The 25,002-nt window shown below is 42.8% G+C and carries 24 protein-coding genes and 1 pseudogene; 17 read left to right on the forward strand and 8 right to left on the reverse strand.

All coding sequences use genetic code 11. The features are described 5' to 3' along the window. The first annotated feature begins 166 nt into the window (after nucleotides 1-166). A complete protein-coding gene (locus ACTL4S_RS04160) occupies nucleotides 167-520 on the forward strand; it encodes a hypothetical protein (protein ID WP_004645396.1) in 354 nt (117 codons plus the stop codon). Between the two features lie 183 nt (nucleotides 521-703). Here the strand turns inward: ACTL4S_RS04160 and prmC are convergent, their stop codons facing one another. Then, entirely contained in the window at nucleotides 704-1,522 is an 819-nt protein-coding gene (gene prmC, locus ACTL4S_RS04165) for a peptide chain release factor N(5)-glutamine methyltransferase (protein WP_441298812.1), read from the reverse strand. Further along, a complete protein-coding gene (prfA, locus tag ACTL4S_RS04170) occupies nucleotides 1,522-2,610 on the reverse strand; it encodes a peptide chain release factor 1 (protein WP_004645400.1) in 1,089 nt (362 codons plus the stop codon). Before prfA ends, prmC begins: the two co-directional genes overlap by 1 nt. Nucleotides 2,611-2,955: 345 nt before the next feature. Between prfA and ACTL4S_RS04175 the strand changes: the two genes are divergently transcribed. The 4 genes from ACTL4S_RS04175 to ACTL4S_RS04190 all read left to right on the forward strand — a co-directional run bounded on the left by ACTL4S_RS04175 (nucleotide 2,956) and on the right by ACTL4S_RS04190 (nucleotide 6,157). Next, nucleotides 2,956-3,372 (forward strand): hypothetical protein, encoded by a 417-nt coding sequence (locus ACTL4S_RS04175; protein ID WP_441298813.1) that lies wholly within the window; start codon nucleotides 2,956-2,958, stop codon nucleotides 3,370-3,372. A gap of 244 nt (nucleotides 3,373-3,616) precedes the next feature. Further along, nucleotides 3,617-4,072 carry a hypothetical protein gene (locus ACTL4S_RS04180; RefSeq protein WP_004278778.1) on the forward strand — a complete coding sequence of 152 codons (456 nt, stop codon included), beginning with the start codon at nucleotides 3,617-3,619 and terminating at the stop codon, nucleotides 4,070-4,072. A gap of 169 nt (nucleotides 4,073-4,241) precedes the next feature. Then, nucleotides 4,242-5,243 carry an LLM class flavin-dependent oxidoreductase gene (locus ACTL4S_RS04185; protein WP_441298814.1) on the forward strand — a complete coding sequence of 334 codons (1,002 nt, stop codon included), beginning with the start codon at nucleotides 4,242-4,244 and terminating at the stop codon, nucleotides 5,241-5,243. A gap of 350 nt (nucleotides 5,244-5,593) precedes the next feature. Further along, entirely contained in the window at nucleotides 5,594-6,157 is a 564-nt protein-coding gene (locus ACTL4S_RS04190; RefSeq protein WP_441298815.1) for an NAD(P)/FAD-dependent oxidoreductase, read from the forward strand. A gap of 246 nt (nucleotides 6,158-6,403) precedes the next feature. On the opposite strand, the gene ppsR is transcribed toward ACTL4S_RS04190, so the two are convergent. Next, a complete protein-coding gene (gene ppsR / locus ACTL4S_RS04195; RefSeq protein WP_004278781.1) occupies nucleotides 6,404-7,240 on the reverse strand; it encodes a posphoenolpyruvate synthetase regulatory kinase/phosphorylase PpsR in 837 nt (278 codons plus the stop codon). A gap of 154 nt (nucleotides 7,241-7,394) precedes the next feature. Here ppsR and ppsA point away from each other — a divergent pair, with 154 nt between their 5' ends. The 12 genes from ppsA to alr all read left to right on the forward strand — a co-directional run bounded on the left by ppsA (nucleotide 7,395) and on the right by alr (nucleotide 20,514). Next, nucleotides 7,395-9,773, forward strand: a complete 2,379-nt coding sequence (ppsA, locus tag ACTL4S_RS04200; protein ID WP_004278782.1) for a phosphoenolpyruvate synthase — start codon at nucleotides 7,395-7,397, stop codon at nucleotides 9,771-9,773. 419 nt (nucleotides 9,774-10,192) lie between these two features. Then, complete coding sequence (locus ACTL4S_RS04205; RefSeq protein WP_441298816.1) at nucleotides 10,193-10,990, forward strand: RDD family protein; 798 nt, start codon at nucleotides 10,193-10,195, stop codon at nucleotides 10,988-10,990. A 297-nt stretch (nucleotides 10,991-11,287) separates the two neighbouring features. Beyond that, the gene (gene cyoA, locus ACTL4S_RS04210) at nucleotides 11,288-12,382 is read left to right on the forward strand and encodes a ubiquinol oxidase subunit II (protein ID WP_004278784.1); all 1,095 of its coding nucleotides are present in this window, start codon (nucleotides 11,288-11,290) and stop codon (nucleotides 12,380-12,382) included. Nucleotides 12,383-12,385: 3 nt separating this feature from the next. Next, nucleotides 12,386-14,374 (forward strand): cytochrome o ubiquinol oxidase subunit I, encoded by a 1,989-nt coding sequence (cyoB, locus tag ACTL4S_RS04215; RefSeq protein ID WP_004278785.1) that lies wholly within the window; start codon nucleotides 12,386-12,388, stop codon nucleotides 14,372-14,374. A 4-nt stretch (nucleotides 14,375-14,378) separates the two neighbouring features. Continuing rightward, nucleotides 14,379-14,999 (forward strand): cytochrome o ubiquinol oxidase subunit III, encoded by a 621-nt coding sequence (gene cyoC, locus ACTL4S_RS04220; protein WP_004278786.1) that lies wholly within the window; start codon nucleotides 14,379-14,381, stop codon nucleotides 14,997-14,999. Further along, nucleotides 14,999-15,325 (forward strand): cytochrome o ubiquinol oxidase subunit IV, encoded by a 327-nt coding sequence (locus tag ACTL4S_RS04225; RefSeq protein WP_004645410.1) that lies wholly within the window; start codon nucleotides 14,999-15,001, stop codon nucleotides 15,323-15,325. Before cyoC ends, ACTL4S_RS04225 begins: the two co-directional genes overlap by 1 nt. Nucleotides 15,326-15,335: 10 nt before the next feature. Further along, nucleotides 15,336-16,214, forward strand: coding sequence for a heme o synthase (gene cyoE, locus ACTL4S_RS04230; protein WP_004645412.1), 879 nt, complete (start codon nucleotides 15,336-15,338; stop codon nucleotides 16,212-16,214). A gap of 438 nt (nucleotides 16,215-16,652) precedes the next feature. Continuing rightward, on the forward strand, nucleotides 16,653-17,039 hold the full coding sequence (gene rpsF, locus ACTL4S_RS04235) for a 30S ribosomal protein S6 (RefSeq protein WP_004278789.1): 387 nt from the start codon (nucleotides 16,653-16,655) through the stop codon (nucleotides 17,037-17,039). A 12-nt stretch (nucleotides 17,040-17,051) separates the two neighbouring features. Then, complete coding sequence (gene rpsR, locus ACTL4S_RS04240; protein ID WP_004278792.1) at nucleotides 17,052-17,279, forward strand: 30S ribosomal protein S18; 228 nt, start codon at nucleotides 17,052-17,054, stop codon at nucleotides 17,277-17,279. Between the two features lie 9 nt (nucleotides 17,280-17,288). After that, complete coding sequence (gene rplI, locus ACTL4S_RS04245) at nucleotides 17,289-17,735, forward strand: 50S ribosomal protein L9 (RefSeq protein WP_004278793.1); 447 nt, start codon at nucleotides 17,289-17,291, stop codon at nucleotides 17,733-17,735. Nucleotides 17,736-17,951: 216 nt separating this feature from the next. After that, a complete protein-coding gene (gene dnaB / locus ACTL4S_RS04250; protein ID WP_005247269.1) occupies nucleotides 17,952-19,394 on the forward strand; it encodes a replicative DNA helicase in 1,443 nt (480 codons plus the stop codon). Between the two features lie 49 nt (nucleotides 19,395-19,443). Continuing rightward, entirely contained in the window at nucleotides 19,444-20,514 is a 1,071-nt protein-coding gene (gene alr / locus ACTL4S_RS04255) for an alanine racemase (RefSeq protein WP_219309174.1), read from the forward strand. A gap of 46 nt (nucleotides 20,515-20,560) precedes the next feature. On the opposite strand, the gene ACTL4S_RS04260 is transcribed toward alr, so the two are convergent. From ACTL4S_RS04260 to ACTL4S_RS04280, 5 genes and pseudogenes are all read right to left on the reverse strand, one after another. Then, a complete protein-coding gene (locus ACTL4S_RS04260; protein ID WP_441298817.1) occupies nucleotides 20,561-20,992 on the reverse strand; it encodes a BLUF domain-containing protein in 432 nt (143 codons plus the stop codon). Between the two features lie 82 nt (nucleotides 20,993-21,074). After that, nucleotides 21,075-21,809 carry a proteasome-type protease gene (locus ACTL4S_RS04265; protein WP_004278798.1) on the reverse strand — a complete coding sequence of 245 codons (735 nt, stop codon included), beginning with the start codon at nucleotides 21,807-21,809 and terminating at the stop codon, nucleotides 21,075-21,077. Between the two features lie 13 nt (nucleotides 21,810-21,822). Next, entirely contained in the window at nucleotides 21,823-22,602 is a 780-nt protein-coding gene (locus tag ACTL4S_RS04270) for a transglutaminase family protein (protein ID WP_441298818.1), read from the reverse strand. Beyond that, on the reverse strand, nucleotides 22,599-23,201 hold the full coding sequence (locus ACTL4S_RS04275) for an alpha-E domain-containing protein (RefSeq protein ID WP_005106612.1): 603 nt from the start codon (nucleotides 23,199-23,201) through the stop codon (nucleotides 22,599-22,601). The genes ACTL4S_RS04270 and ACTL4S_RS04275 overlap by 4 nt, the downstream gene beginning before the upstream one ends. A gap of 22 nt (nucleotides 23,202-23,223) precedes the next feature. Continuing rightward, a pseudogene (locus ACTL4S_RS04280) lies at nucleotides 23,224-24,669 on the reverse strand (circularly permuted type 2 ATP-grasp protein); the annotation flags it as partial. Nucleotides 24,670-25,002: the final 333 nt, after the last annotated feature.

Raw genomic sequence — 25,002 nt, forward strand, 5'->3', positions numbered from 1 at the left:
TTATTATGATTATATATTTCAAGCCCTAAAACATATATTAGCAGGACTACACAGTCACGCGGAAAGCTTTGCAATTTACCCGAGAATAGATTATTTTTCATTCAATTTATAGCACTTTTGCTATTGGCTGTACTCTCCATTTTCCTTTCTAGTTGAAGGTATCTCCATGTTAAAGATGACTGATGTGCTTGGGCAAAATCTTGTCCAAAACTTCTCTAAAGCTTTATTTTCTTCGACTGATCTGATCACAGAACAGTTGAATCAAGGGATTTTAAATGCATCGGATGCAGAACTGAAAGATGCAATTCTGCACTTCTTTAATCAGGTAGATGCTGTGGAAGCGGCTCAGGCCCTTGAAATTCCGGCAGAACGTATCAATGAATTACAACAAGGTATTGCCTTGAAAGATGAAAGATCTCTGGCAGACACTTTGAAAGTTGTGGCACTTTGTCTGGCAATGGAAACTGGCAGTTTGGATCAGGTAGAAGTCTATGACTGTCTACAAGACTATCCAATGTAATTCTTTTTTAAGTATTCCTCGAAAGCGGTGCTCTGGCATCGCTTTTTTGTTTTTAGTTATACTGCGTTGGCGTCATATCATTCAAAATACTTAAGGTTTCAGATGCAGTCAGGAATTTATAAAGAAAAAATCCAATAAAAAAGCGACCACATCGGTCGCTTTTTTATAAAGATAGATGACAGATTAATGTGGCCATTGACCCAAAGTTACGCGATCATTCCCGCCATAATCTTTAACCGTGCGGACTTGCTTATAACCCGCCTGTTTAAATAGATGTTGTACGGCGTCTGCCTGATCATAACCATGCTCAAGCACCACCCAACCATTGACAGTCAAATGCTTCTTGGCTTGCAGAATAATCATTTCAATATCGGCCAGCCCCTTTTTATCTGCCACCAGCGCACGTTCCGGTTCAGTCGCCAGATTCTGCATATGCACATCATCAGCATCGATATAGGGTGGATTCGATACAATGGCATCAAAGAATTGACGGCCAAATGGTTTCAACCATGAACCTAGAACGAATTCTACATTCTCAATATCATGTTGTTCCGCATTATATTTCGCCACCTCAAGCGTAGGCTCGTAGATATCGGAAGCCGTTACTGTCCAGTTAGAACGTTCAGATGCCAGTGATAAGGCAATTGCGCCAGTACCTGTACCCAAATCTACCACACGGGCATCTTCAGGCAGGTCTAACTTCAATACCGTCTCAACCAGTACTTCAGTATCCGGACGTGGCACCAAGGTATCTTTGGTCACTTTGAGGTCCAAAGTCCAGAATGGCTGTGAACCAGTGACATAAGCCAAAGGCTCACCGGCAGCAATACGCGCCAACCCGTCTTTATACGCTTGTTCCTGTTCCGGCGTTAACTCCTGATCCTTTTTCATCAGCAGATCAAATGAATCAATCTTGGTGATGTGTTCCAATAACCAGGCATTTTCCTGACGTTCGTAACTTTCAGCTTCGCCGCGTAAAGCCAAGGCTTGTAAAATATTCATTATCCACCATTCTGCTGTGCAAGCATGGCCAACTGATCCGCCTGATATTCGCGATGCAGACTATCCAGCAATTCGGTCAAATCACCTTCCATCACGGCATCCAGCTTGTATAAAGTCAGGTTAATGCGGTGATCGGTCATACGACCTTGCGGATAGTTATAAGTACGGATACGTTCCGAACGATCACCCGATCCCACCAGGTCACGACGCATTTCCGAGGTTGCTGCATCTGCTGCTGCACGTTTGGCATTTTCCAAACGTGATACCAGCAGTGCCATCGCTTTGGCCTTGTTCTTATGCTGTGAACGCTCTTCCTGACACTCCACTACGGTGCCGGTTGGAATATGAGTAATACGTACTGCAGAATCGGTTTTGTTAACATGCTGACCACCTGCACCTGAAGCACGATAGGTATCAATGCGCAAATCAGATGAGTTGATTTCAACCGAGGTATCGACATCAATTTCAGGAAGAATCGCAACGGTACATGCTGAGGTATGCACACGGCCTTGTGATTCGGTCGCTGGTACACGCTGTACACGATGCGCACCACTTTCAAATTTTAGACGACCGTAAACCCCGTCACCATTAATCAGGCAGATGACTTCTTTATAGCCACCATGTTCGCCTTCATTTTCAGAGAGGATTTCAATACGCCAGCCTTGGTTTTCCGCATATTTACTATACATACGGAATAAATCGCCAGAGAAAATCGCTGCTTCATCGCCACCGGTTCCCGCACGAATCTCCAGATAAGCCGAGTTGGCATCATTCGGATCTTTCGGAATCATCAAGATGTTCAAGTCTGCTTCAAGCGATTCAATTAAAGCTTTATTCTCTTTAATTTCTTCCTGTGCCATTTCCTTAAAGTCCGGATCTGACAGCATGGCCTGAGCCGTTTCGATGTCTTCTTCAGCCTGTCTATACTTGGTCCAGACATTGGTAATTTCTGTTAAGTCATTATGCTCACGTGACAATTGACGGAAGCGCTTATTATCAGAAATGACTTCTACATCAGCCAGTAATGCGGTCAATTCTTCATGGCGGTCAGAGAGTTGGTCTAATCGTAAACGTAACGATTCTTTCATTTTTTAAAAAATCTCAAACATAGGCTGTGACTAAAAACCGATTTAGCACAGCGAAATCAAAAAATTGCGCCTAGTTTAACGACTCTGGCTTCTAATGAACATCATTATTGAGTAAGTCCGCGTTGCTATCATTCATGCTCTACAGCATTTGTTAACAAATATGATTAAAAACAGTGGAATTGCTTTTTTTATAGTCGATCTTATTCTTATTTCTTGCCGATTTTACAATTCGCCAAATAAAGCAGGGAATTATGAAGAAACATCTTCATATTGTTTTGGGCATGATTTGTTACATTTTCCGCATCGAAATAACTACAGTCCTGTAGATGGACACGGAGTGATGACATGAAACTCAACGCACTTTTAATGAGTACAGTTTTAGCTGCTGGTTCAATGATGACCGTAAACGCACATGCCGACAGTACAGCGCGTGTTGCAGCAGCAAGTGCTTTAGGTAGTGTTGCAGGTACAGCATTAGGTAAAAACATGGGCGGTAATACCGGCGCAACCATTGGTGCTACTTTAGGTGGTGCTGGCGGTGCAGCGGTTGCAAGCAGCAAAAAAAACCGGACTGAATCTGCCATTGGTGGCGCTCTAGGCGGCGGTGCAGGTTATACCGTAGGTAAAAATATGGGCGGTACTAACGGCGGTTATATCGGTTCAGCTTTGGGTGCTGCCGGTGGTGCTGCACTAGGTAACAAGATTGCAAAAGATAAAGCAGCTGAAAAACGCTCTAAACACTGGAAAAAACGTTACCGTTAATTTGCGCTCAGGCAGTTTAGACCAGACGCTACATTTAACATGAAAAGCACCTTTTGGTGCTTTTTTTATTGTGGCTTTAATACGTGAATTTTCATTAATACATGGAATTATCCTGTCCACATCATGAATAAATTAAGGAGATAAAAATCACAATTCGCCAACACTGCCTTCATGCTGTTTTGCGCTTGCTAGATTAAATTTATCTCATCAACAAAATATAGCTAGATATATAAAAGGTGTCCTCATGAACTATAAATCTCTAATGATCGCTGTCGTAGCAACCTCAGCCATGGGTATGACAGCTGCCAATGCAGGCAATACAACCAATACAGCTTTAGCTTCTGCTTTGGGTGGTGTCGTTGGTGCCGCAGTAGGCAATAAAATGGGCGGTACTACTGGTGCAACAATCGGTTCAGCGATTGGTGGTGGTGCGGGTGCCGCAGTAGCAGCAAATAAACGTGACCGTAATGGTGCGATTATCGGTGGTGCTTTAGGTGGCGGTGCAGGTTATGCAGTTGGCCGAAACATGGCAGGCACCAACGGTGGTTATATCGGTGCGGCACTGGGTTCAGCAGGTGGTTCAGCTTTAGGTAAGAAAGTCAGCGAAGACCGTCGTTATGATGACCGCAGCGAACGTCGCTATAACTCTTCTCGTAACTACCGTTATAACGATTATCGCTATAACAACCGTCGTCGTTAAGATTCTCTCCCCTTATTCTTTCCTCCTTTATAAGCATCTTCGGATGCTTATTTTTTTGCCTTTATTTTTTATCTTTATCTTTTGGTTTACACTTATATCGATTTTTTTCGATATACAAACGCCTTCTAAAGTCGTATGCTTTTAGAGATGTCTATTTAAGAGTAATACTATGCGTACGCTTAACGATACCCAGTTCTCTATACTCGAACTGGTTCCTGTTCGTGACGACAAGACTATTCAATTCGCGCTAAACCATGCGCTGGAACTTGCCCAAGCAGCAGAAAAATTGGGTTATCGCCGGATGTGGCTGGCAGAACATCATAATATGGATGGCATTGCCAGTTCAGCAACCGCAGTTCTCTTAGGCTATTTACTGGCGAATACCAAAACCCTAACTTTAGGCTCTGGCGGAATTATGTTGCCCAACCATGCACCGCTGGTCGTGGCTGAACAGTTCGGCACATTGGCGACGCTCTATCCGGACCGGATTGAACTGGGTCTGGGCCGTGCTCCAGGTACCGATCAAATGACCATGCGTGCCCTGCGTCGTGGCCGTCAGGAAACCGAAGATCAGTTTCCACAAGATGTTCTGGAAATTCTGCAATATTTTAAAGATCCAGAACCACATCAGCGTATCGTAGCGACGCCAGGTCAAAGTACGCACGTACCCGTATGGCTTTTAGGTTCCAGCCTGTTTAGTGCACAATTAGCGGCGAAACTTGGTCTACCTTATTCCTTCGCTTCGCATTTTGCCCCGCGTATGCTGGGTCAGGCCATTCAGCTTTATCGTGAAAACTTTGAACCTTCTGAATACCTGGATCGTCCTTATGTGTCGATGGGTGTACCGACCTGTGTCGCAGATACTGATGAAGAAGCAGAATATCTAGCGACTAGTGCCTATCAGCGGGTTTTATCACTGATTCGTGGACAAAGCCTGAAACTTAAAGCACCAATTGACTCCATGAAAGGTCTGTGGTCGCCGCCGGAAAAAATGTCAGTCGATAATTTTTTTGCCATGGCTCAGGTCGGTTCCAAAGAAACCGTTAAAGCTGGGCTAGAATCGCTTTTAGCCAAATATGATGTGGATGAGTTTATCTTTACTTGTGACATCTATGACACTGACAAACGTCTGCACAACTTTGAGCTATTGATGCAAATAAAAAACGGTTAGTAAATGAGAGTTGCATCTACCTATTCTCAGCAATGGGTAGATGTTTTTCATCTTTAAAGATAAATGACTAAAAGAAACATCCCAGTAAAATCATTTCTATCGACTACACCATTAAACTGCTTCTTCTTTGACAAATAACTCAACTTTATTTCCTTCGTCGATCTCGTCAAGTTAAAAGTCATTCCTTTTGGATTGCATATAAATCCATTCAGTCTTCAATAAAGTCAGATTTTATATTTTGGTCAAATAGATGACTGTCTAAGTTAAATTTTTCACTTTACCCTGGCTTGAGTTTTTGTTTATATCTCATACAAAGAAAATTAATTATTAAATAAATTCAAGGAATTCTAATGTCTACCAAGCAGGATCCACACGCTGGTATTTTTGAAAATCGCCCCGAACATTTTCAGCAGTTTACTGGAATTAAAGCACCCTCTTCCGAACTGCTAGAATTGGATTATGCAGATAAAGATATTGCGATTATTGGCACTGACCAGTTTACCGTGAGCCAGCTGGATAAGATCAGTCAACATGCCCGTTCGGTGAAAGTTTTCCAGATTAATCCAGCTTTTGTACTGCCCGGTTCCGACCGAATTCTGCAACGAATTATTAATCATCCATTGATTGGTAAAAATCGCCGCTTATTTAACAACCGGATTAAAAGCCTACTCTCTCTGCGGTTTTTAGAAAATCAGGTGCAGAATTTGTGGCTAAGACGCCAGTTAATGCCAAATCTTGCATCTTCCGGTAAAATTTATCTGAAATCAGATCATTATTATGCTGCCCTACAGCGTGAAAATTGCCAGCTGATTACCTGGCCGATTCTGAAAATTTCGGAAAATACAATTCATTGTATTAATGGTGAACAGCATCCGGTCGATATCATTATTCATACTTATTTAGCAGAAAAATAACTCACGCTGGCGAGTAAAAATGAAAAATTGGTAAGCTGATAATGAGATTTTTATTTAAGTATCAAGAACCGACATGATGATTTATTCAACAAAATGAGCAAAGAAGACTCTCTTATATTTCAGAATATGATAATTGGTATTTTCTTAGAATTATAAAATTCATACATTATTTCGATTAATCAATGCTTACTTGTAATTTTTAGCTATAAATCAAAGCCAAACCGCAGTTTGGCTCTGGCTGGTTTCTTAACCGATTCGACGTTTTAAACCGGTCATTTGCAACACACGTGTTGAGATTTCTTCAATCGACATTTCAGACACATTCAGGTACTTGATGCCTTCCGAAATATAAATTCCTTCAATCGCACGCAACTCCATCTGACACTGACTAAAGCTGGCATAACGGCTATTGGCCTTACGCTCAGAACGAATGGCCACAAGGCGTTCCGCATCAATCATCAGGCCAAACAGCTTGTTTTTATGCGGTCGCAGCACGGCTGGCAGTCGGTTATCATCCAAATCTTCTTCAGTCAGTGGATAGTTCGCCACGCGAATACCGAACTGCAAAGACAGATAAATAGAGGTCGGGGTTTTACCTGAACGTGATACACCAATCAGGATCAGGTCAGCTTTATCATAATGACGGGTACGTGCGCCGTCGTCGTTATCTAAAGCAAAATGAACAGCATCAATACGGGCCTTATAAGACTCAGAGTCGGTCACCGCGTGGGTCTGCCCGACTAAAGTTGTAGGAATCGTGCCTAATTCATCAGCCAATTTGCTAATAAGCCCTTCAAATACATCGAGATTTACTGCATTTGCAGTATTAATAATGTCGCGCACATAGGGATCAACTAGGGTATCAAATACCAGCGGTTTTTCACCGTCGATTTGAGCTCTTGCATTGATCTCTGCCACCACATTTGTAGCCGCTTCTTCGGAACTAATGTAAGGGATAATATGAATGTCAAATTTCACATGCGGAAACTGCGCTAACAGCGAGTGTCCAAGGGTTTCAGCGGTGATGGCGGTACCATCTGAAATAAAGAAAACACTACGCTGAATTTGTTTACCTTCCGACATTAAAATTCTCCTCCAACATTTGTCTTAGTGCTATATAATCTTTATAGTAAACCGATCTTACATGACTGTCGCTTAGTAAAATCAAAAACCTAGATGATTTGCTATACTCTCATGCCGAGATAGTGATTAATACTGCAAAAGTGGAGTAACAACTTTGGAAGCGCGCGTAATTGGTCTGGAAAAATTAGGGAAGCACGACGTTGAGCTGGTCGGTGGGAAAAACTCATCACTAGGCGAAATGATCAGCCACTTATCAAATGCTGGTGTATCTGTGCCAGGTGGTTTCGCAACGACTGCCGATGCCTACCGTGAATTTCTCGAGCAAAGTGGCCTAAACGCTAAAATCAATGCAGAGCTTGCTGCACTCAATGTTGATGATGTAAATGCACTTGCTGAAACTGGCGCAAAAATTCGTCAATGGATTGTGGATACTCCACTTACGCCTGCATTAGAACAAGAAGTTCGTACAGCATTTGCAGAACTTTCTAACGGCAACCCTGACATCGCGGTTGCCGTTCGTTCTTCTGCAACTGCAGAAGATTTGCCGGATGCTTCTTTTGCCGGCCAGCAAGAAACTTTCTTGAACATTCGTGGTATCGATAACGTTCTGATCGCAATCAAAGAAGTGTTTGCATCTTTGTACAACGACCGCGCAATCTCATACCGTGTACACCAAAACTTTGCCCATGATGTAGTTGCCCTGTCTGCTGGTGTACAACGCATGGTTCGTTCAGAAACTGGCGCTGCAGGTGTGATGTTTACGCTAGATACTGAATCAGGCTTCCGTGATGCAGTATTCATTACTGCATCTTATGGTTTGGGTGAAATGGTCGTTCAAGGTGCAGTTAACCCGGACGAATTCTATATTTCTAAACCGCTTTTAAATGCAGGCCGACACGCGATCCTTCGTCGCAACCTGGGTTCTAAGCACCAGAAAATGATTTATGGTGAAGAAGCATCTGCAGGTAAATCTGTCGTTGTCGTGGATGTTGAAAAAGCTGAACGCCAACAGTTCGCTTTAAACGACCAGGAATTACAAGAACTTGCTAAACAAGCGCTGATCATTGAAAACCACTACGGTGCACCAATGGACATCGAGTGGGCAAAAGATGGCGATGATGGCAAGATTTACATCGTTCAGGCGCGTCCTGAAACTGTAAAAAGCCGTGAAAATGTCGGCACCATGGAACGCTACCTGTTGAAACAACGCGGTACTGTGATCTGTGAAGGCCGTTCAATCGGTCAACGCATTGGTTCTGGTAAAGTCCGCATTGTGACGTCTATTAAAGAAATGGACAAAGTACAAGACGGTGATGTTCTTGTATCTGATATGACTGACCCGGATTGGGAACCAGTCATGAAACGTGCAGCTGCGATTGTAACAAACCGTGGTGGTCGTACTTGTCACGCAGCAATTATTGCACGTGAGCTTGGTGTTCCTGCAATCGTGGGTTGTGGTAATGCAACTGAAGTTCTTGTAGACGGTCAGGAAGTGACTGTGTCTTGTGCTGAAGGTGATACTGGCTTTATCTATGAAGGCGCACTAGATTTTGAAATTCAAAAGAATTCAATTGAGTCTATGCCTGCTCTTCCATTTAAAGTAATGATGAACGTGGGTAACCCGGATCGTGCATTTGACTTTGCTCAAATTCCAAACGCAGGTATTGGTCTGGCGCGTCTTGAATTCATTATTAACCGTATGATTGGTGTTCACCCGAAAGCATTAATCAATATTGACAGCCTTCCACGTGAAACACGTGCAGCAGTCATGGCGCGTACTGCAGGTTATGCATCTCCAATTGAATTCTATGTAGAGAAACTGGTTGAAGGTATCTCGACACTTGCTGCTGCATTTGCAGACAAGCCAGTCATTGTTCGTATGTCAGACTTCAAGTCTAACGAATATGCAAACTTGATCGGTGGTAAGTTATACGAGCCAGAAGAAGAAAACCCGATGCTAGGTTTCCGTGGTGCAAGTCGCTACGTTTCTGATAACTTTCGTGATTGCTTCGAACTTGAATGTCGTGCATTGAAAAAGGCACGTGATGAAATGGGTTTAACCAATATCCAGATCATGATTCCATTTGTTCGTACTGTTGCTGAAGCGAAACGTGTAATTGAACTTCTTGCATTAAATGGTCTTAAGCGCGGTGAAAACGGCCTTAAAGTGATCATGATGTGTGAACTTCCAACCAATGCTTTATTGGCAGATCAGTTCCTTGAACATTTCGATGGTTTCTCTATTGGTTCAAACGACTTGACACAATTAACGCTTGGTCTTGACCGTGACTCGGGTATTGTCTCTCACCTATTTGATGAGCGCGACCCTGCAGTTAAGGCGTTGCTTTCTCTTGCAATTCAAGCATGTCGTAAAGCTGGCAAATATGTCGGTATTTGTGGTCAAGGTCCTTCCGATCACCCAGATCTTGCACAATGGTTAATGGAACAAGGTATCGACTCTGTGTCTTTAAACCCAGACTCGGTACTTGAAACTTGGTTCTTCCTGGCTGAAGAAAAAGTGCAAAAAGCATAAGCAATTGTGAATAAAAAAGACCCTTTGATAGGGTCTTTTTTATGAGATAGATATTATGATTTATTGTTTGAAAATTGATAACTAAAGACCCAATCACAAGCTAAACAATTGAATTTATAAATATAATTAAATCAACGCTTATCAACACATAAAGACTGTAATGACAAACAAATACCAACAGTAAAGTCATATCAAAATGGCAATAATAATAAATAACCATCGAATGTTCAGGAAGATATTTTTAAGAATGCAGATCTTTGCAATTTTGTATGGGCTCATTTTTAATGAGAAATATGATTGAAAATCCTCAATTAATCTATATCTTACGATGAGAGGATGTTTGTTTTCAAAACAGAATTCAATACAATCTTGATCAAAGCTATTATTAGTTCACATTTATATATTGAGATTCAGTCTATATGCAGATTTACTTGGCACGGAACAATCAACAAGCTGGTCCATATACGCTCGAGCAATTGAATCAGATGCTGGCGAATCAACAAGTCATGCTGACTGACCTGGCATGGCATCAAGGCATGACAGAGTGGAAAGCCTTAGGTGAACTTACCCAAGGAAAATCGGTATATCAACCTGCAGGGTATGTCGCTCCGGCAGTCACACCTGAAACGCCAGTATTCCAGAACAATCAGTCAACGACTTCGGCCTATTCACAGCCTCATACCCAAACAGCGACTCAAAAGAATGAACTCGCCAGTATTCCAAGCCGTATACTGGCCAAAATTGTAGATGTGTTACTGTGGTTACCAGCAACCTTCATTTTGACTGCATTTTTTACACCTGAACAGGAAACCCGATTTGCACAACTGAATGAAGAATTCATGAATGTCGTGCTGAGTAGCAATGCAGATCCTGCTCTGGCCCAACAATTACAGACTCAAATGTTTGAGATGTTTTCTCAGCAGGCGTGGCTTGCCACAGCGGTCTATTTGATTATCATGCTGGCCATTCAAGCCTTTCTGATTGCCAAATCAGGCCAAAGTATTGGTAAAAAGCTGACGAAAATCAAAATTGTAGATGCCGAATCAGGTGAAAAGACCAGCCTGTTACGCGCCTTCACTATTCGTAGTGTATTTTTCATATTTTTAAATATTGTATTTATGCCACTGAGTTTAATTATTGACTGGGCCTTCGGATTGGGCAAAAAACGTCAAACCTTGCACGATAAACTCGCAAAAACGCAAGTTGTGAAACAATAGTGCAGGAATACACAAAATGGGATGAATATCATCCCATTTTGATTACAGAACTTTGAAATTGAAATAAAATTCCCATAAATCCCCCCAATCCAGACCAGCAAAATCGGTTTTTATTACAGGCATTTAAAGCGCCCTAGATATAGCTTAGTTCGTGAATCTCAGGCATAATGCCCTACAACGTAGCGGTGTATTGTGATTAATAGGATGTTTTGTAAAATTCAGCCTTTTTTGTCATGTGCACTTTAATCGCTATCCCATATTAAATTAGGGAATGGGACTCTTCACCGAGGTTGTAAAATGAGACAAACGATTTTAGCTGTATTGTCTTTATCTGCGATGACTGCACTCTTGACCGGGTGTGGTGGTGATATGGTACTTCTGAACTCTAAAGGTCCAGTTGCAGCAGGTCAAAGTAACCTGATGATGACTGCGATTTACTTAATGCTTTTGGTGGTTATTCCATCAATCATCATGGCATTATGGTTCGGTTGGAAATATCGTGCATCGAATAAAGACGCAGACTATAAACCTACATGGGCACACTCTACTGCGATTGAAATTGTAGTATGGGGTATCCCTGTCATTATTATTGGTATTTTAGCTTGGTTAACTTGGTGGGGTTCCCACAAGTATGACCCATACCGTCCAATTGAAGCAGATAAAGCGCCATTAACTGTTCAGGTTATTGCTGAGCAATTTAAATGGATCTTCATCTATCCTGAGCAAGGCATTGCAACTGTTAACGAATTGCGTTTCCCAGAGCAAACTCCGGTAAGCCTTCGTTTAACCTCTAACTTCACGATGAACTCGTTCTTCATCCCGGCGTTAAGTGGTCAGATTTATGCAATGGCAGGTATGCAAACTCACCTTAACTTCTTAGCTGATGAAACTAGTCCAGCTGAAGGTTATCGTGGTTTCTCTTCAAACTATTCAGGCTATGGCTTCTCACAAATGCGCTTCCGTGCACATTCTGTGACTGATGCTCAATTCGCTGAATGGATTTCTGCTGTTCAGGCAGGAAACGGTACTTCAGTTAACCCTAATGCAGTACAAAAAACTGTTCTAGACCAAGCTGAATTTGCAACTTTACGTGACGGCAACCGTGGTAAACACCAGATCGAAGCGATTATTGCAAAAGCTGAAACTCCTGAAGAGAAGGCTGCTGCTGAAGCAATGAAGCCTTACCCTACTAAGCCACATCCTGTGACTTACTACTCTTCTGTAGAGCAAGGTTTGTTTGAATCTGTGATTCACAAGTATATGAGTAACTATCACGGTGCTGATCATTCAGCTCCTGTAGAAGCTGCAGCGACTGATGCTGTTGCTCACGAAGCGGCTGCTTCTGAAGCTCATGTAGCTGGTGAACATGCGACTGCTTCTCAAGGAGAATAAGACATGAGCTTCTTAGGTAAGTTAGGTCCAGATGCAATTCCTTACGATCCAATCGTATTGGCAACTGTTGCAATGATGATCCTGGGTGGTATCGCAGTTTTTGCTGGTATTACCTACTTCAAAAAATGGGGCTACCTGTGGAACGAATGGTTCACATCTGTAGACCATAAAAAAATTGGTATCATGTATATCTTCGTATCTGTGATCATGCTTTTGCGTGGTTTCGCCGATGCGATCATGATGCGTCTTCAGCAGTTCCTTGCAAAAGGGGGCGGCGAAGGTTATCTACACCCTGAGCATTACGACCAGATCTTTACCGCGCATGGCGTGATCATGATCTTCTTCGTGGCAATGGGTCTTGTAGTTGGTTTAATGAACATCTCTGTACCGCTTCAAATCGGTGCACGTGACGTTGCATTCCCATTATTGAACTCTTTAAGCTTCTGGTTATTCGCCGGCGCTGCGGGTCTGATGATGGTTTCACTTGCGTTAGGTGAATTCGCTGCAACAGGTTGGATGGCATACCCTCCACTGTCTGGTATCGAATACTCTCCAGGCGTAGGTATGGACTACTACATCTGGGCACTGCAAATTTCAGGTCTAGGTACGCTATTAACGGGTGTTAACTTCTTCGTTACCATCATCAAAATGCGTGCGCCTGGCATGAAACTTATGGAAATGCCAATCTTTACCTGGACATCTTTATGTACAGCAGTATTGATTATTGCGGCGTTCCCGGTGTTGACTGCAACAATTGCGATGTTAACGCTTGACCGTTACTTCGGTTTCCACTTCTTCACCAATGACTTGGGCGGTAGTCCAATGTTGTACGTGAATTTGATTTGGACTTGGGGTCACCCAGAAGTATACATTCTGATCTTACCAGCATTTGGTATTTACTCAGAAGTTGTTGCGACTTTCTCGCGCAAAGCATTGTTCGGTTACAAATCAATGGTGTATGCAACAGTAGCAATCACAGTATTGTCATTCGTTGTATGGGTTCACCACTTCTTTACCATGGGTGCTGGTGCCAACGTTAACGCGTTCTTCGGTATCATGACCATGATTATTGCGATTCCTACAGGTGTGAAGATCTTCTCTTGGTTGTTCACCATGTACAAGGGTCGTATTGTTTTCACCACTCCAATGCTATGGACACTAGGCTTCCTGGTAACTTTCGGTATCGGTGGTTTAACAGGTGTATTGATGGCAGTTCCACCAGCGGACTTCCTGGTACACAACTCTTTATTCCTGATTGCTCACTTCCATAACGTAATTATTGGTGGTGTGGTATTCGGTATGTTCGCAGGTATCATCTTCTACTGGCCGAAAATGTTCGGTTGGAGACTGAATGAGACTTGGGGTAAAGCAGCGTTCTGGTTCTGGTTCTTCGGTTTCTATTTTGCATTCATGCCACTTTATATCCTTGGTTTCATGGGTATGACACGTCGTTTGAATACATTTGACAACCCAGAATGGGACCCGTATGTAGATATCGCGATGTTTGGTGCGGTTCTAGTTGCACTGGGTATTCTATGTTTCATCATGCAAATCGTGGTTGGTTTCCTACAACGTGACCAACGTCTAGATTTGACTGGCGATCCATGGGATGGTCGTACCCTTGAATGGGCGACATCTTCTCCTGCTCCGTTCTATAACTTTGCTCATCTTCCAAAGATCAATGGTATTGATACTTTCTGGATCGAGAAAGAAAATGGTGTCGCATACGCAAAACCAACGAAGTACGAAGATATCCACATGCCGACTAACCGTGCTGCCGGTTTCGTTATCGCGATGTTCATCACTGTTATGGGCTTCGGTTTAATCTGGCACATCTGGTGGTTAGTAGTTGTTACGTTCATTGCTTCTATCATTAGCTTCATCGTGTCTTCTTTCACCAAGAAAGTGGATTACTATGTTCCAGCTGCTGAAGTTGAACGTATTGAAAACGAACGCTATGCGATTCTTGAAAAACACTTGAAGAAGGACTAAGACAATGGCTGAAGTACTTCATCACGATAACCACGGACACGATGAGCATCATCATCACGATGATACTGACATCACCGTCTTTGGTTTCTGGACTTACTTGATGAGTGACCTTGTCCTGTTCGGTACACTCTTCATTGCGTTCGCTGTTTTGAGTAGCCACATTCCTGTGGGTACTCCAAGTGCGAGAGACCTGTTTGGCGACTCTTTAGGTTTCGTTCTTACTGAAACCTTCGCCCTCTTGATCTCTTCTGTAACCTTTGGTTTTGCAGTTCTTGCTGCATACAAAAAAGACGTTGCAAAAGTACTGACTTGGTTAGCGATTACTTGGGTATTCGGTGCTATCTTCATCGGCATGGAACTATATGAATTCAATCATCTAGTTCATGCGGGTCACGGTCCAAGCACAAGTGCGTTCTTATCTGCGTTCTTTACTTTGGTAGGTACGCACGGTATTCACGTAACTTCTGGTCTGGTCTGGATGATCGTGCTTATGGTTCAAATCAAGAAATATGGTTTGACTCTTGCAAACACGCGTCGTCTAGCTTGCCTAAGCTTGTTCTGGCACTTCCTTGACATCGTTTGGATCTGTGTATTCAGCGTAGTTTACTTGATGGGAGTTCTGTAATGAGTCACGATCATAACGCTGCTGGCGAATCACACGGTAACGTTAAGCAATATACCGTTGGCTTCATCCTTTCTGTCATCCTTACCGTAATTCCATTCGGTATGGTAATGGCAGGCGGTTTTGGCCGTGGTATCTTGATTACTGTCATCGCGATTACTGCGGTTGCTCAGATTCTTGTGCAGTTAATTTACTTCCTGCATATGAACTCTTCTTCAGAGCAACGCTGGAACGTGATTGCATTCGTGTATACCATCTTAACTATCGCTATTCTTTTAGTGGGTTCTGTATGGATCATGAATTACCTACACTACAACATGATGATCTAAACTGGTCGTCATGCTGAAAAAGTATTTATTCCTGACTAAGCCAGGAATTCTCTTCGGTAACTTTGTTACCACTTTGGGTGGCTACTTCGTAGCCACTCAAGGTTCTGTAGATTTCCTTCTCCTGCTTATTACCCTTCTCGGTACTACGCTTGTCGTAGCATCAGGATGTGTGGTCAATAACGTGATTGACCAGGACATCGACCAAAAAATGCAGCGCACCCAAAACCGTGCTCTGGTCACCAAAACCATTTCCGAACCTGTTGCCCTGGCCTTTGCCCTGGTATTAGGCATCGCTGGTTTTAGTCTTTTATGGTTCTGGGTAAATGCGTACGCTTTCTTATTCGCGGTGATTGGTTTTGTCGTATATGTTGGTTTCTACAGCCTATGGACAAAACGAACCACAATTCATCAAACTGTTGTAGGCAGTATTTCTGGTGCAGCTCCGCCTGTCATTGGTTATACCGCAGTGGCCAATCAATTTGACCTCGGTGCGTTACTGATCTTTTTAGGTTATGCGCTATGGCAAATGCCTCACTCATGGGCGATTGCGATTTACCGCTTTGATGATTACAAAAATGCAGGCATTCCGATCTTGCCTGTGGCACGTTCGATTCATCGTACCAAGATTGAATCACTGGTTTATGTGGTGTTATTCACGCTGACCATGAATGCGTTATTTGTCTTTGGTTATGCCAACTGGTTCTATGCAGTGATTTTAAACTTACTGTGCATTTACTGGTTGTATATCGGTGTCATTGGATTTAAAGCTGAAAATGATCAACTTTGGGCAAAGAAATATTTCTTGTTCTCGGTGATCCTGATTACTGTCATTAGTATTATCTTTAGCTTTACCTCAACTGCGCCATCTACACAGATTGTATTTTTTTAAAAAGATAGAGTTAGTCTCTATCTTTTTTTATTTTGATTTCTCTTAATCCCCTACTTCCAATAGTTGTAGAGCAGAATCAAAAATTCGGCTTTATAAAGCTAAACCTCGATCTTCCTGATCGCTTAGAAAATTCAATCTTTCTGGTTCCAGACTCCGATCCTTCAGTTTTCTAGATTTTCTGGCCTGATAAGTAAAGCTTGATCTTCGCAACAATACATGTGCTGAATTTAACCAGTCCAAATTTGCTTAAAGCCAAAGTCAGGTTCTGATGATCGATCTGGTTATAGAGATAATTTCGCAAAAATGTCTTATTTGGTTGAAATTATCCCTAAAGATCACTACAATTCCCCCTTCGCAAACACTGCGACACAACTTTGGTTGTGACTCCTTGCTTCAATTTACTTAAATTGGGGCTGTCCAAACCGTAAGGAGCTGACAATGCGTCATTACGAAATCGTACTTTTAGTACACCCTGATCAAAGCGATCAAGTAGTTGGTATGGTAGAACGCTACCTAACTCACATCAAAGAAGCTGAAGGTCAAATCCACCGTCTTGAAGACTGGGGCCGTCGTCAATTGGCTTACCCAATCAACAAGATCCACAAAGCTCACTACATTCTTATGAATGTTGAGTGTGGTCAAACTACTCTTGATGAGCTTGAAGAATTGTTCCGTTATAACGACGCAATCATTCGTAGCCTTATCATCCGTCGTGAAAACGCTATCACTGAAGAGTCACTATTGGCGAAAAGTGCTGAAGAAAAACGTGCGCGTAAAGCTCAACGTGAAGAAGCACAACACGCTCAAGACTCTGCTGAAGCTTAAGGAGAACATAACATGGCACGTTTTTACCGTCGTCGCAAGTTCTGCCGCTTTACAGCTGAGAACGTTACGTACATCGACTACAAAGATATCGACACTTTAAAACAGTACATTACTGAAAACGGCAAGATTGTTCCTAGCCGTATTACAGGTACTAAAGCTCGTTACCAACGTCAATTAGCGTTAGCTATCAAACAAGCTCGCTACTTGTCTTTGATCCCTTACACTGACAATCATAAGTGAGGTTGAGCTGTGGATATTATCTTATTACAACGCATTAAAAACCTAGGTAAACTAGGCGATAAAGTTTCAGTTAAAGCTGGTTACGGCCGTAACTTCCTTATCCCTCAAGGTAAGGCTGTTGCTGCAACTGAAGCAAACACTGCTGCTTTTGAAGCTCGTCGTGCTGAACTTGAGAAAGAAGAAGCTGCTATCTTGGCTGCTGCTCAAGCACGTGCTGACCAATTGAACGAAGTGAACATCGTTATCACTGCGAAAGCTGGTGATGAAGGTAAACTATTCGGTTCTATCGGTACTCGTGACATCGCTGACGCGTTGACAAATGCTGGTCTAGAAGTAGACCGTGCTGAAGTACGTCTTCCAAATGGCGCGCTTCGTCACACTGGCGAATTTAACATCGCAATCCAATTGCACCATGATGTTACTGCAGAAGTTCTAGTTACTATCGTAGCTGAGTAATTTCTCGCCTCAAAAAGAGCATGCGAAAGCATGCTCTTTTTTTATCTCTAAAAAATATAATCTAGCCAACACTGTCAAATTCATTTTATTATTCGTGTTTACAAAAAATTGCACTTCGCATTTTTGATCAGAGCGCGTATCATTTCATCTCGTAGTGAATAAACGCTATTCATCTCCGACGATATTTAACCATTGTATTTAAAATCAGGGATTTATATGTCACAGGCGAATGCCAGCAAAAAGGTAGCTACTGCTAAACCGGAAATTGTTACTGAAAATAGCAATCTCAAGGAGTTCCGTACTCCACCTCACAATTTAGCAATTGAACAGGCTGTACTTGCTGCCCTTATGACTGTGGCTGAATCTTTTGAGCAGGTCGGTGATGTGCTGACCGAAAATGATTTTTATGCCACCCGACACAAATATATTTTCCGCGCCATTGAACAGCTCTCTAAAGAAAACTCGCCTTATGATGCGGTTCTGGTGCATGACTGGCTCATCAAACAAAACTTGCTCGATGCAATTGGTGGCGAAGAATATCTGATGCAGCTGATGGCAGATTCGCCATCAAGTTTCTATAATCTGGAAACCTATGCAGGCAAAATTAAAGAATTCTCTACCCTGCGTAGCATGATTAAAGTCAGCTCCGAAATTTTACAAAATGCCTATGACACCAAAGGCCGCACAGTGAGTGAAATTCTGGATCTGGCTGAGACGAATATTTTCTCAATTGCTGAACAGCATAATAACAATGCCAAAGCGCAAGGCCCTAAGCCGATCAACTCGGTGGTCGCGGACGTATTCGACAAATTAAATGAACTGTCGCAAATGGAAGGCAGCATTACCGGTTTAACTACTGGTTTTGTGGAACTGGATAACAAAACTTCCGGCATGCAATCTGGTGATTTAATTATTGTCGCAGCGCGTCCTTCCATGGGTAAAACCACCTTTGCCATGAATCTGGTCGAAAGTGTTTTATTCAATAATAACCTGCCTGCTCTGGTCTATTCGATGGAGATGCCAGCCGACTCCATCGCCATGCGTTTGATTTCATCATTTGGTCGCGTGCATCAGGGACATTTACGTTCTGGTAAAATGGACAGTGATGAATGGTCAAAAGTCACCAGTACCATTGTGCATTTACAAGAAAAAAATCTGTATATCGATGATTCTTCTGCGCTACCACCAACAGAATTACGTGCCCGTGCGCGTCGTATTGCCAAAATGCATGGCGGAAAGCTGGGCTGTATCATGGTCGATTACTTGCAGCTGATGAAAGTACCCGGTATGGGCGATAACCGTGTCGGCGAGATCTCGGAAATCTCCCGAAGCTTAAAAGCTTTAGCGAAGGAAATGCAATGTCCGGTAATTGCCCTGTCACAGCTCAACCGATCGCTGGAAAACCGTCCAAACAAACGTCCGGTGATGTCCGACTTGCGTGAATCCGGTGCGATTGAGCAGGATGCCGACTTGATCATGTTTATTTACCGTGATGAGGTTTATAACAAGGAGTCCAAGGAAGCTGGCACCGCCGAAATCATTATCGGTAAACAGCGTAACGGCCCGATTGGTACCGTGCGTCTGGCATTCGAAGGTCAATATACCCGCTTTAGTAATCTCTCGCCTGAGTTCTATGCTCAGTATGATGACGAAGAGTAATCAGTCTCTTCTCATCACATTTCCATCGTCCCTCTAGGAGTAATTTAGGGTGCGTCAAGCTACAGTTTATATTGACAGCGCTGCGCTGCAATATAATTTAAACCGTGTCAAACAACTTGCCCCAACCGCGAAAATCGTCAGCATGGTGAAAGCCAATGCTTATGGACACGGAGTTAAAGACTGCTTAGCAGCCTTAAGCGAAACCGATGCCTTTGGTGTCGCCTGTCTGCAAGAAGCCTTGGAAATTCGTGAATTGGGCTATCTACAGCCGATTACGCTCATCGAAGGTATTTTTTCAGCCGATGAAATGCAGCTTGTAATCGATCAGAATATTGAAGTTGTGGTACATCATCAGGCTCAAGTCGACTGGTTACTGGCTCATAAAGATGCCTATATCGCCAAAGAACTTAAAGTCTGGGTCAAACTGAACAGCGGCATGAACCGCCTAGGTTTTAAGATTGAAGCGATCAAAGACGTAATTCATACCCTAAAAGCTGAAGGCTTTACTTGCGTGCTTGCCATGCATTTTGCCAATGCCGATGCTGAGCATCCGCTGAATGATGAACAAATCCGTCAATTCCTGGAAATTAAAAATGATTGCGCTCCAATTTTAGCCTCTTGCTGTAACTCGGCTGCAATCTATAAATATCCAGAATTGCATTTTGACTATGTGCGTCCAGGGATCATGCTCTACGGTGCGACGCCCTTTTCAGACCGGGATGTGCATGATCTGGACTTAAAGCCGGTCATGACGTTTACAGCTGAAATTATTGCCTTGAATGAGATTCAAGCGGGTGAGCATGTCGGTTATGGTTCAACGTTCACCGCAGATCAAGACATAACTTTGGCCATTGTTTCAATTGGCTATGGTGATGGCTACCCTCGCGCTTTCCTAAAACAGAACTATGTCGCGATTAATGACCAGCAAACTCGCGTGATCGGCCGCGTAGCGATGGATATGATCGCTATTGATGTCACAGGGTTAGAGGTGCAATTGGGCACAGAAGTCGAACTTTGGGGTAAAACCCGTCTGGTGGATGATGTGGCTGAAGCGAATGGCACGATTGGTTATGAACTATTATGCCGACTGAGCAATCGTCCACTACGCCAAGTAGTCTGATCTAGTCCTCAAAGTAAAAAAGCCCAACATAGGTTGGGCTTTTTCTTTAGGCTGACTTTTGTTCTTCGCCCTGCTCTATGCATAATTGCATTAATAAGGCATCGACATGACTTTGCTGAAAGTCAAAAGGATTAAACTCATCAAATCCCATTTCCCGACAGAATTGCTGGATTTGACTGCGTTTAGAAATATATTTCATCGACCAATCTGGGAAACTCGGATATTCAATTTCCTTGGTCTCAAATAATTTAATATCCTGATGGCGAGGATCTTTATTCAGTCGCTCCACCAGCAGACTTTTTAAAGTGGGACATTCCCCTTCGAGACATTGAAAAAAATGACCATCTGCGAAATACAGTACACCTGTCACTTGATGCTGGTAATTAAAATCACGAGCTTTTTTCAGGATATTCGCCAAATCTTCAAGTAAGTCAGGTTTGGGAGAAGTACTTTTACTGGCGTAACAAAATTGGTACATGCGCTAACTTCTCTATTTTTATTATGCTGAACTGCATAGAAGTTAACACTGTACGCGAAAAACCTGAACCCGGATAGGTTTATTATAAGAAATACTCATTAGAGGGAACCGGAAGTTCCGCCAATCCTTTTTTCAAGGTCTCTGACCATTGCCGGCTGATTGACGTGAAATACTCATCATCTTCGGCAATACGCTTGCCTCTTGGCATGATCAGACTGTCTTTTTTATAGACCAGCACATCGAGGGGCATACCAACCGATACATTGGAACGTAGGGTCGATGCAAATGAAATCAGGGAACAGCGCAAAGCTTCATCCAGCGGCATATCATAAGTCAGCGCACGATCCAGGATCGGCTTGCCATATTTACTTTCGCCAATCTGGAAATACGGCGTATCGCGTGTGGCACAGATAAAGTTCCCTTGCGGATAGACATGATAAAGCTGCATATCCTGATCTTTAAGTTGCCCCCCGACCAGCAGATTGCAATAGTAATTGCTTTGTTCCGAAATATCGCTCGTAACATTCGCAATCACTTTTTTCAGCATACTTCCAACCAGCTCAGCGACATCAAACATGGTGTGCAGACTCAAGATATTGGGTTCCTGCTTCAGTTCGAGCTGATTTTTAATATGTCCAATTACGGCTTGTGTTGTTGCCAGATTTCCGGATGCCTGTATGACGATCATACGTTCCCCAGGAATACCAAAGGTATACAACTTTCGAAATACAGAAATGTGATCTACTCCGGCATTGGTCCGGGTATCACTGATAAAAAGCATACCTTGCTCTAAACGTAGTGCACAACAATACGTCATTTATTCGTCCTTATTAACATCCTAGCACTTGAACGATGGAATGCATGGATTCTACACCGCCTTTTTCTCTGACACCGCGTACCGGTGCCACATCCCAATAATCCCGTCCAATCGCCACATAAATATGCGAACTTGGAGTAAACACCAGATTACTGACATCAAAACAATACCATGTCTGGTCTACAAACACCTCTGCCCAAGCGTGACTGGCCAGATGCGAAGCATTTTGTGCATATAAATAACCAGAAACATAGCGTGCAGGCAAACCTAGATATTTGCACATGGCAATAAAAATATGACTATGGTCCTGACAGACGCCCTGTCTGGACTCAAAGGCATCTATTGCAGAGCCTTGCACTGAAGTACTGTTCGAAATATAAGGCACATGCTCCAGCAATGCTTGCGCCAGTCCAATCAGATGTTGACGGGTTAATGCAGGAACATGACGTTGTGCAAAATCTTTCATTGCTGAATTACATTGTGTCGATTCGGTCGGCTGTAGAAAAAGATTGGGATTGATTGAATCATTCAGTCCACTCTGATGCGCAGGATTCAGTTCAACAATCCCTTGCGCCATGATAGTCAGGGAATAATAAGGCTCCCGCTGGCTACAGGTCATCCACAGATTATGAAATGCATCTTTCCGGATTTCTTTATTACCCGGCACACTAATATCCCAGGAATGCACCCGCTGATGCGCATTGCTCGAAGGCATCATTTTAATGTACTGAATACTGTTCCTCACCTCGGCCGTGTACATATAATGCGTTTGGTGATTCACCATCAATTTCATACATCTGCCTCAAACATTTGATGGATATGGTCACTAAACTGGTAGAACTGAATCCGGTTCGGTTCTGTACGCAACTGTTCCCAGTACTGTTCCAGATCATCCCAGCCCATTTCCACCAGAATTCTGACCACATAATCAATCTTGCAGAGTGTGGTACTAGTCTCTTCACCCAGGCGTAACTGATGATCGAGCTGTTCGACACATTGCCCTAGACTAAAAAACAGAAAAATATCGGAAGATTCGGCTTCCAGAATATCTTCACATTCCGTCACCACTTCACAGATATAACCAGCATTTTTGTCTGCGGTTTTGATCAGTTTCATCAGTTCCGCATAGCCTGAAGCAGACAGCACCCCTCGTAATTCCTGAATATTGTCTTTGGCCACTTTAAACTGCTGGCTAAAAGACGCCACTTGCGTAGGATCAAGTACTAGCTCATTTAGGGAACTGGCATCAAAGGCAGGTAAACAGAAAGCATGGGCATATGCCACTGCCGCTTCGTCTTCTAAAAATGGAAAGCGAGCACATAAAAAATGAGTGCGAGATAAATAACGCCCTAACCAAAAAATATGTTGCGCATTGCTATTCAGCAAAACCATGACATTTTCCTTCTTTGGAATCTTATGAATGTAAATTGTCGACTACCCAGGTATCTTTGATACCGCCACCTTGTGATGAATTCACCACCAGTGAGCCGGGTTGCATCGCCACACGTGTCAAGCCACCCTGTACGATTTCAGTACGATAAGGCGAACTTAATACAAATGGGCGTAAGTCGATATGACGTTCAGCAATACCAAAATTGGTCAAAGTCGGACTAACCGATAAGTCCAAAGTGGGCTGCGCAATATATAAATGCGGCGCAGCTAAAATTTTCTCCCTGAAAGTTTCAATTTGCTGTTTAGACGCTTGTGGTCCAATGAGCATGCCATAACCGCCCGAACCCTGCGCTTCTTTCACCACCAGCTGATCCAGATGAGCCACGACATAGTCTAATTCTTCAGAATTACGACATTGATAAGTCGGAACATTTTTTAGAATTGGCTGCTCGCCCAAATAAAAACGAATCATTTTGTCGACATATGGATAAACCGATTTGTCATCTGCCACACCGGTTCCCGGCGCATTGGCAATCACGACATTATTTTGCAAATAAGCCGACATCAAGCCAGCAACACCCAAAGTGCTATCCGGTTTAAAGCATAAGGGATCAAGAAACGCATCATCGACCCGTCTATAAATAACATCGACTCGTTGGCGACCACGTATGGTTTTTACATAAACCTTCGAGTCATCAACAAAAAGGTCACGTGATGTTACCAATGGCACATCCATCTCTCTTGCAAGGAAAGAATGTTCATAGTAAGCACTATTAAAACGTCCTGGGGTCAGTACCACCACAAATGGCTTATCGACATAAGCATTTTCGATCAGGATTTCTTTTAATAATTGTGGATATTGCTCGATTCCGGCAATCTTGGACTGCTCGAATACTTTCGGCATCAGTTTTTCACTGATCTTGCGGCATTCCAGCATATAAGACACGCCAGATGGCGTTCTGAGATTATCTTCTAAGACATAAAACTCGCCCTTGGAATCACGGATCACATCGATCCCGCTAATCTGGCTATAAATCCCGCCTTTCAAGCTATGTTGATACATATGCGGCTGATAGGCTTCATGAGTTAAAATCTGCAACTCAGGAATGATATTGGCTTTTAAAATGTCCTGTTGATGATAAATATCATGTAAGAATAAATTTAGCGCCCGTACCCGTTGTGCCGAGCCTAAAGCCACCATATTCCACTGTTTCCGGTCTATGACTCGCGGAATGATATCGTAGGGAATAGTGCGTTCTACGCCTTCTTCATCGCCATAAACGGTAAAGGTAATACCGTGATTTAAAAAATGTTCTTTTGCTACCTGATTCAGTGCATTGAGTTCATCCAGCGTATGTTGAGATAACCATTCTTCCAGTCTTTGACCTGCCTGACTGGACAGCACATGTTCATCCTGCATTTCATTAAAGAACTTTGAAGATAACTGCTGCAGTAAAAGTTGTGGGTTTGTTGTAGTAGATACCGCTGTAGTTTTAGTGTCTATAAAATTTTTTCCAATATTCTGGGAACTAAATTTATCAATTGTTTCAATCACATTTGTATCCTGATTTCCTTTAAGCATACAAACCCTCGTATTATCATCTATTATAATTAAATCAAAGCAATATCCATGCCATGACATCTGCATTTCAATTACCATTAATCTAATAAATGCCCAATGAACTCAATGCTATTTTCGACCAAGTTGTTTTAGAATTGTAGGACAAATGTTGCACAGAGGGACTTGCGAAAAAATGAGAGTTTTTTTATTGTGTTAAGCTAAGCCTAAATCCCCTCTTCT

Origin of the sequence: Acinetobacter lwoffii, assembly GCF_052078135.1 — a bacterium.
Taxonomy (GTDB): Bacteria; Pseudomonadota; Gammaproteobacteria; order Pseudomonadales; family Moraxellaceae; genus Acinetobacter; species Acinetobacter lwoffii_Z.

Coding starts and splice junctions, on each gene's coding strand:
- ACTL4S_RS04160 (WP_004645396.1), top strand. CDS start 167: ATGTTAAAGATGACTGATGTGCTTGGGCAAAATCTTGTCCAAAACTTC.
- prmC (WP_441298812.1), bottom strand. CDS start 1,522: ATGAATATTTTACAAGCCTTGGCTTTACGCGGCGAAGCTGAAAGTTAC.
- prfA (WP_004645400.1), bottom strand. CDS start 2,610: ATGAAAGAATCGTTACGTTTACGATTAGACCAACTCTCTGACCGCCAT.
- ACTL4S_RS04175 (WP_441298813.1), top strand. CDS start 2,956: ATGAAACTCAACGCACTTTTAATGAGTACAGTTTTAGCTGCTGGTTCA.
- ACTL4S_RS04180 (WP_004278778.1), top strand. CDS start 3,617: ATGAACTATAAATCTCTAATGATCGCTGTCGTAGCAACCTCAGCCATG.
- ACTL4S_RS04185 (WP_441298814.1), top strand. CDS start 4,242: ATGCGTACGCTTAACGATACCCAGTTCTCTATACTCGAACTGGTTCCT.
- ACTL4S_RS04190 (WP_441298815.1), top strand. CDS start 5,594: ATGTCTACCAAGCAGGATCCACACGCTGGTATTTTTGAAAATCGCCCC.
- ppsR (WP_004278781.1), bottom strand. CDS start 7,240: ATGTCGGAAGGTAAACAAATTCAGCGTAGTGTTTTCTTTATTTCAGAT.
- ACTL4S_RS04205 (WP_441298816.1), top strand. CDS start 10,193: ATGCAGATTTACTTGGCACGGAACAATCAACAAGCTGGTCCATATACG.
- cyoA (WP_004278784.1), top strand. CDS start 11,288: ATGAGACAAACGATTTTAGCTGTATTGTCTTTATCTGCGATGACTGCA.
- cyoB (WP_004278785.1), top strand. CDS start 12,386: ATGAGCTTCTTAGGTAAGTTAGGTCCAGATGCAATTCCTTACGATCCA.
- cyoC (WP_004278786.1), top strand. CDS start 14,379: ATGGCTGAAGTACTTCATCACGATAACCACGGACACGATGAGCATCAT.
- ACTL4S_RS04225 (WP_004645410.1), top strand. CDS start 14,999: ATGAGTCACGATCATAACGCTGCTGGCGAATCACACGGTAACGTTAAG.
- cyoE (WP_004645412.1), top strand. CDS start 15,336: ATGCTGAAAAAGTATTTATTCCTGACTAAGCCAGGAATTCTCTTCGGT.
- rpsF (WP_004278789.1), top strand. CDS start 16,653: ATGCGTCATTACGAAATCGTACTTTTAGTACACCCTGATCAAAGCGAT.
- rpsR (WP_004278792.1), top strand. CDS start 17,052: ATGGCACGTTTTTACCGTCGTCGCAAGTTCTGCCGCTTTACAGCTGAG.
- dnaB (WP_005247269.1), top strand. CDS start 17,952: ATGTCACAGGCGAATGCCAGCAAAAAGGTAGCTACTGCTAAACCGGAA.
- ACTL4S_RS04260 (WP_441298817.1), bottom strand. CDS start 20,992: ATGTACCAATTTTGTTACGCCAGTAAAAGTACTTCTCCCAAACCTGAC.
- ACTL4S_RS04265 (WP_004278798.1), bottom strand. CDS start 21,809: ATGACGTATTGTTGTGCACTACGTTTAGAGCAAGGTATGCTTTTTATC.
- ACTL4S_RS04270 (WP_441298818.1), bottom strand. CDS start 22,602: ATGAAATTGATGGTGAATCACCAAACGCATTATATGTACACGGCCGAG.
- ACTL4S_RS04275 (WP_005106612.1), bottom strand. CDS start 23,201: ATGGTTTTGCTGAATAGCAATGCGCAACATATTTTTTGGTTAGGGCGT.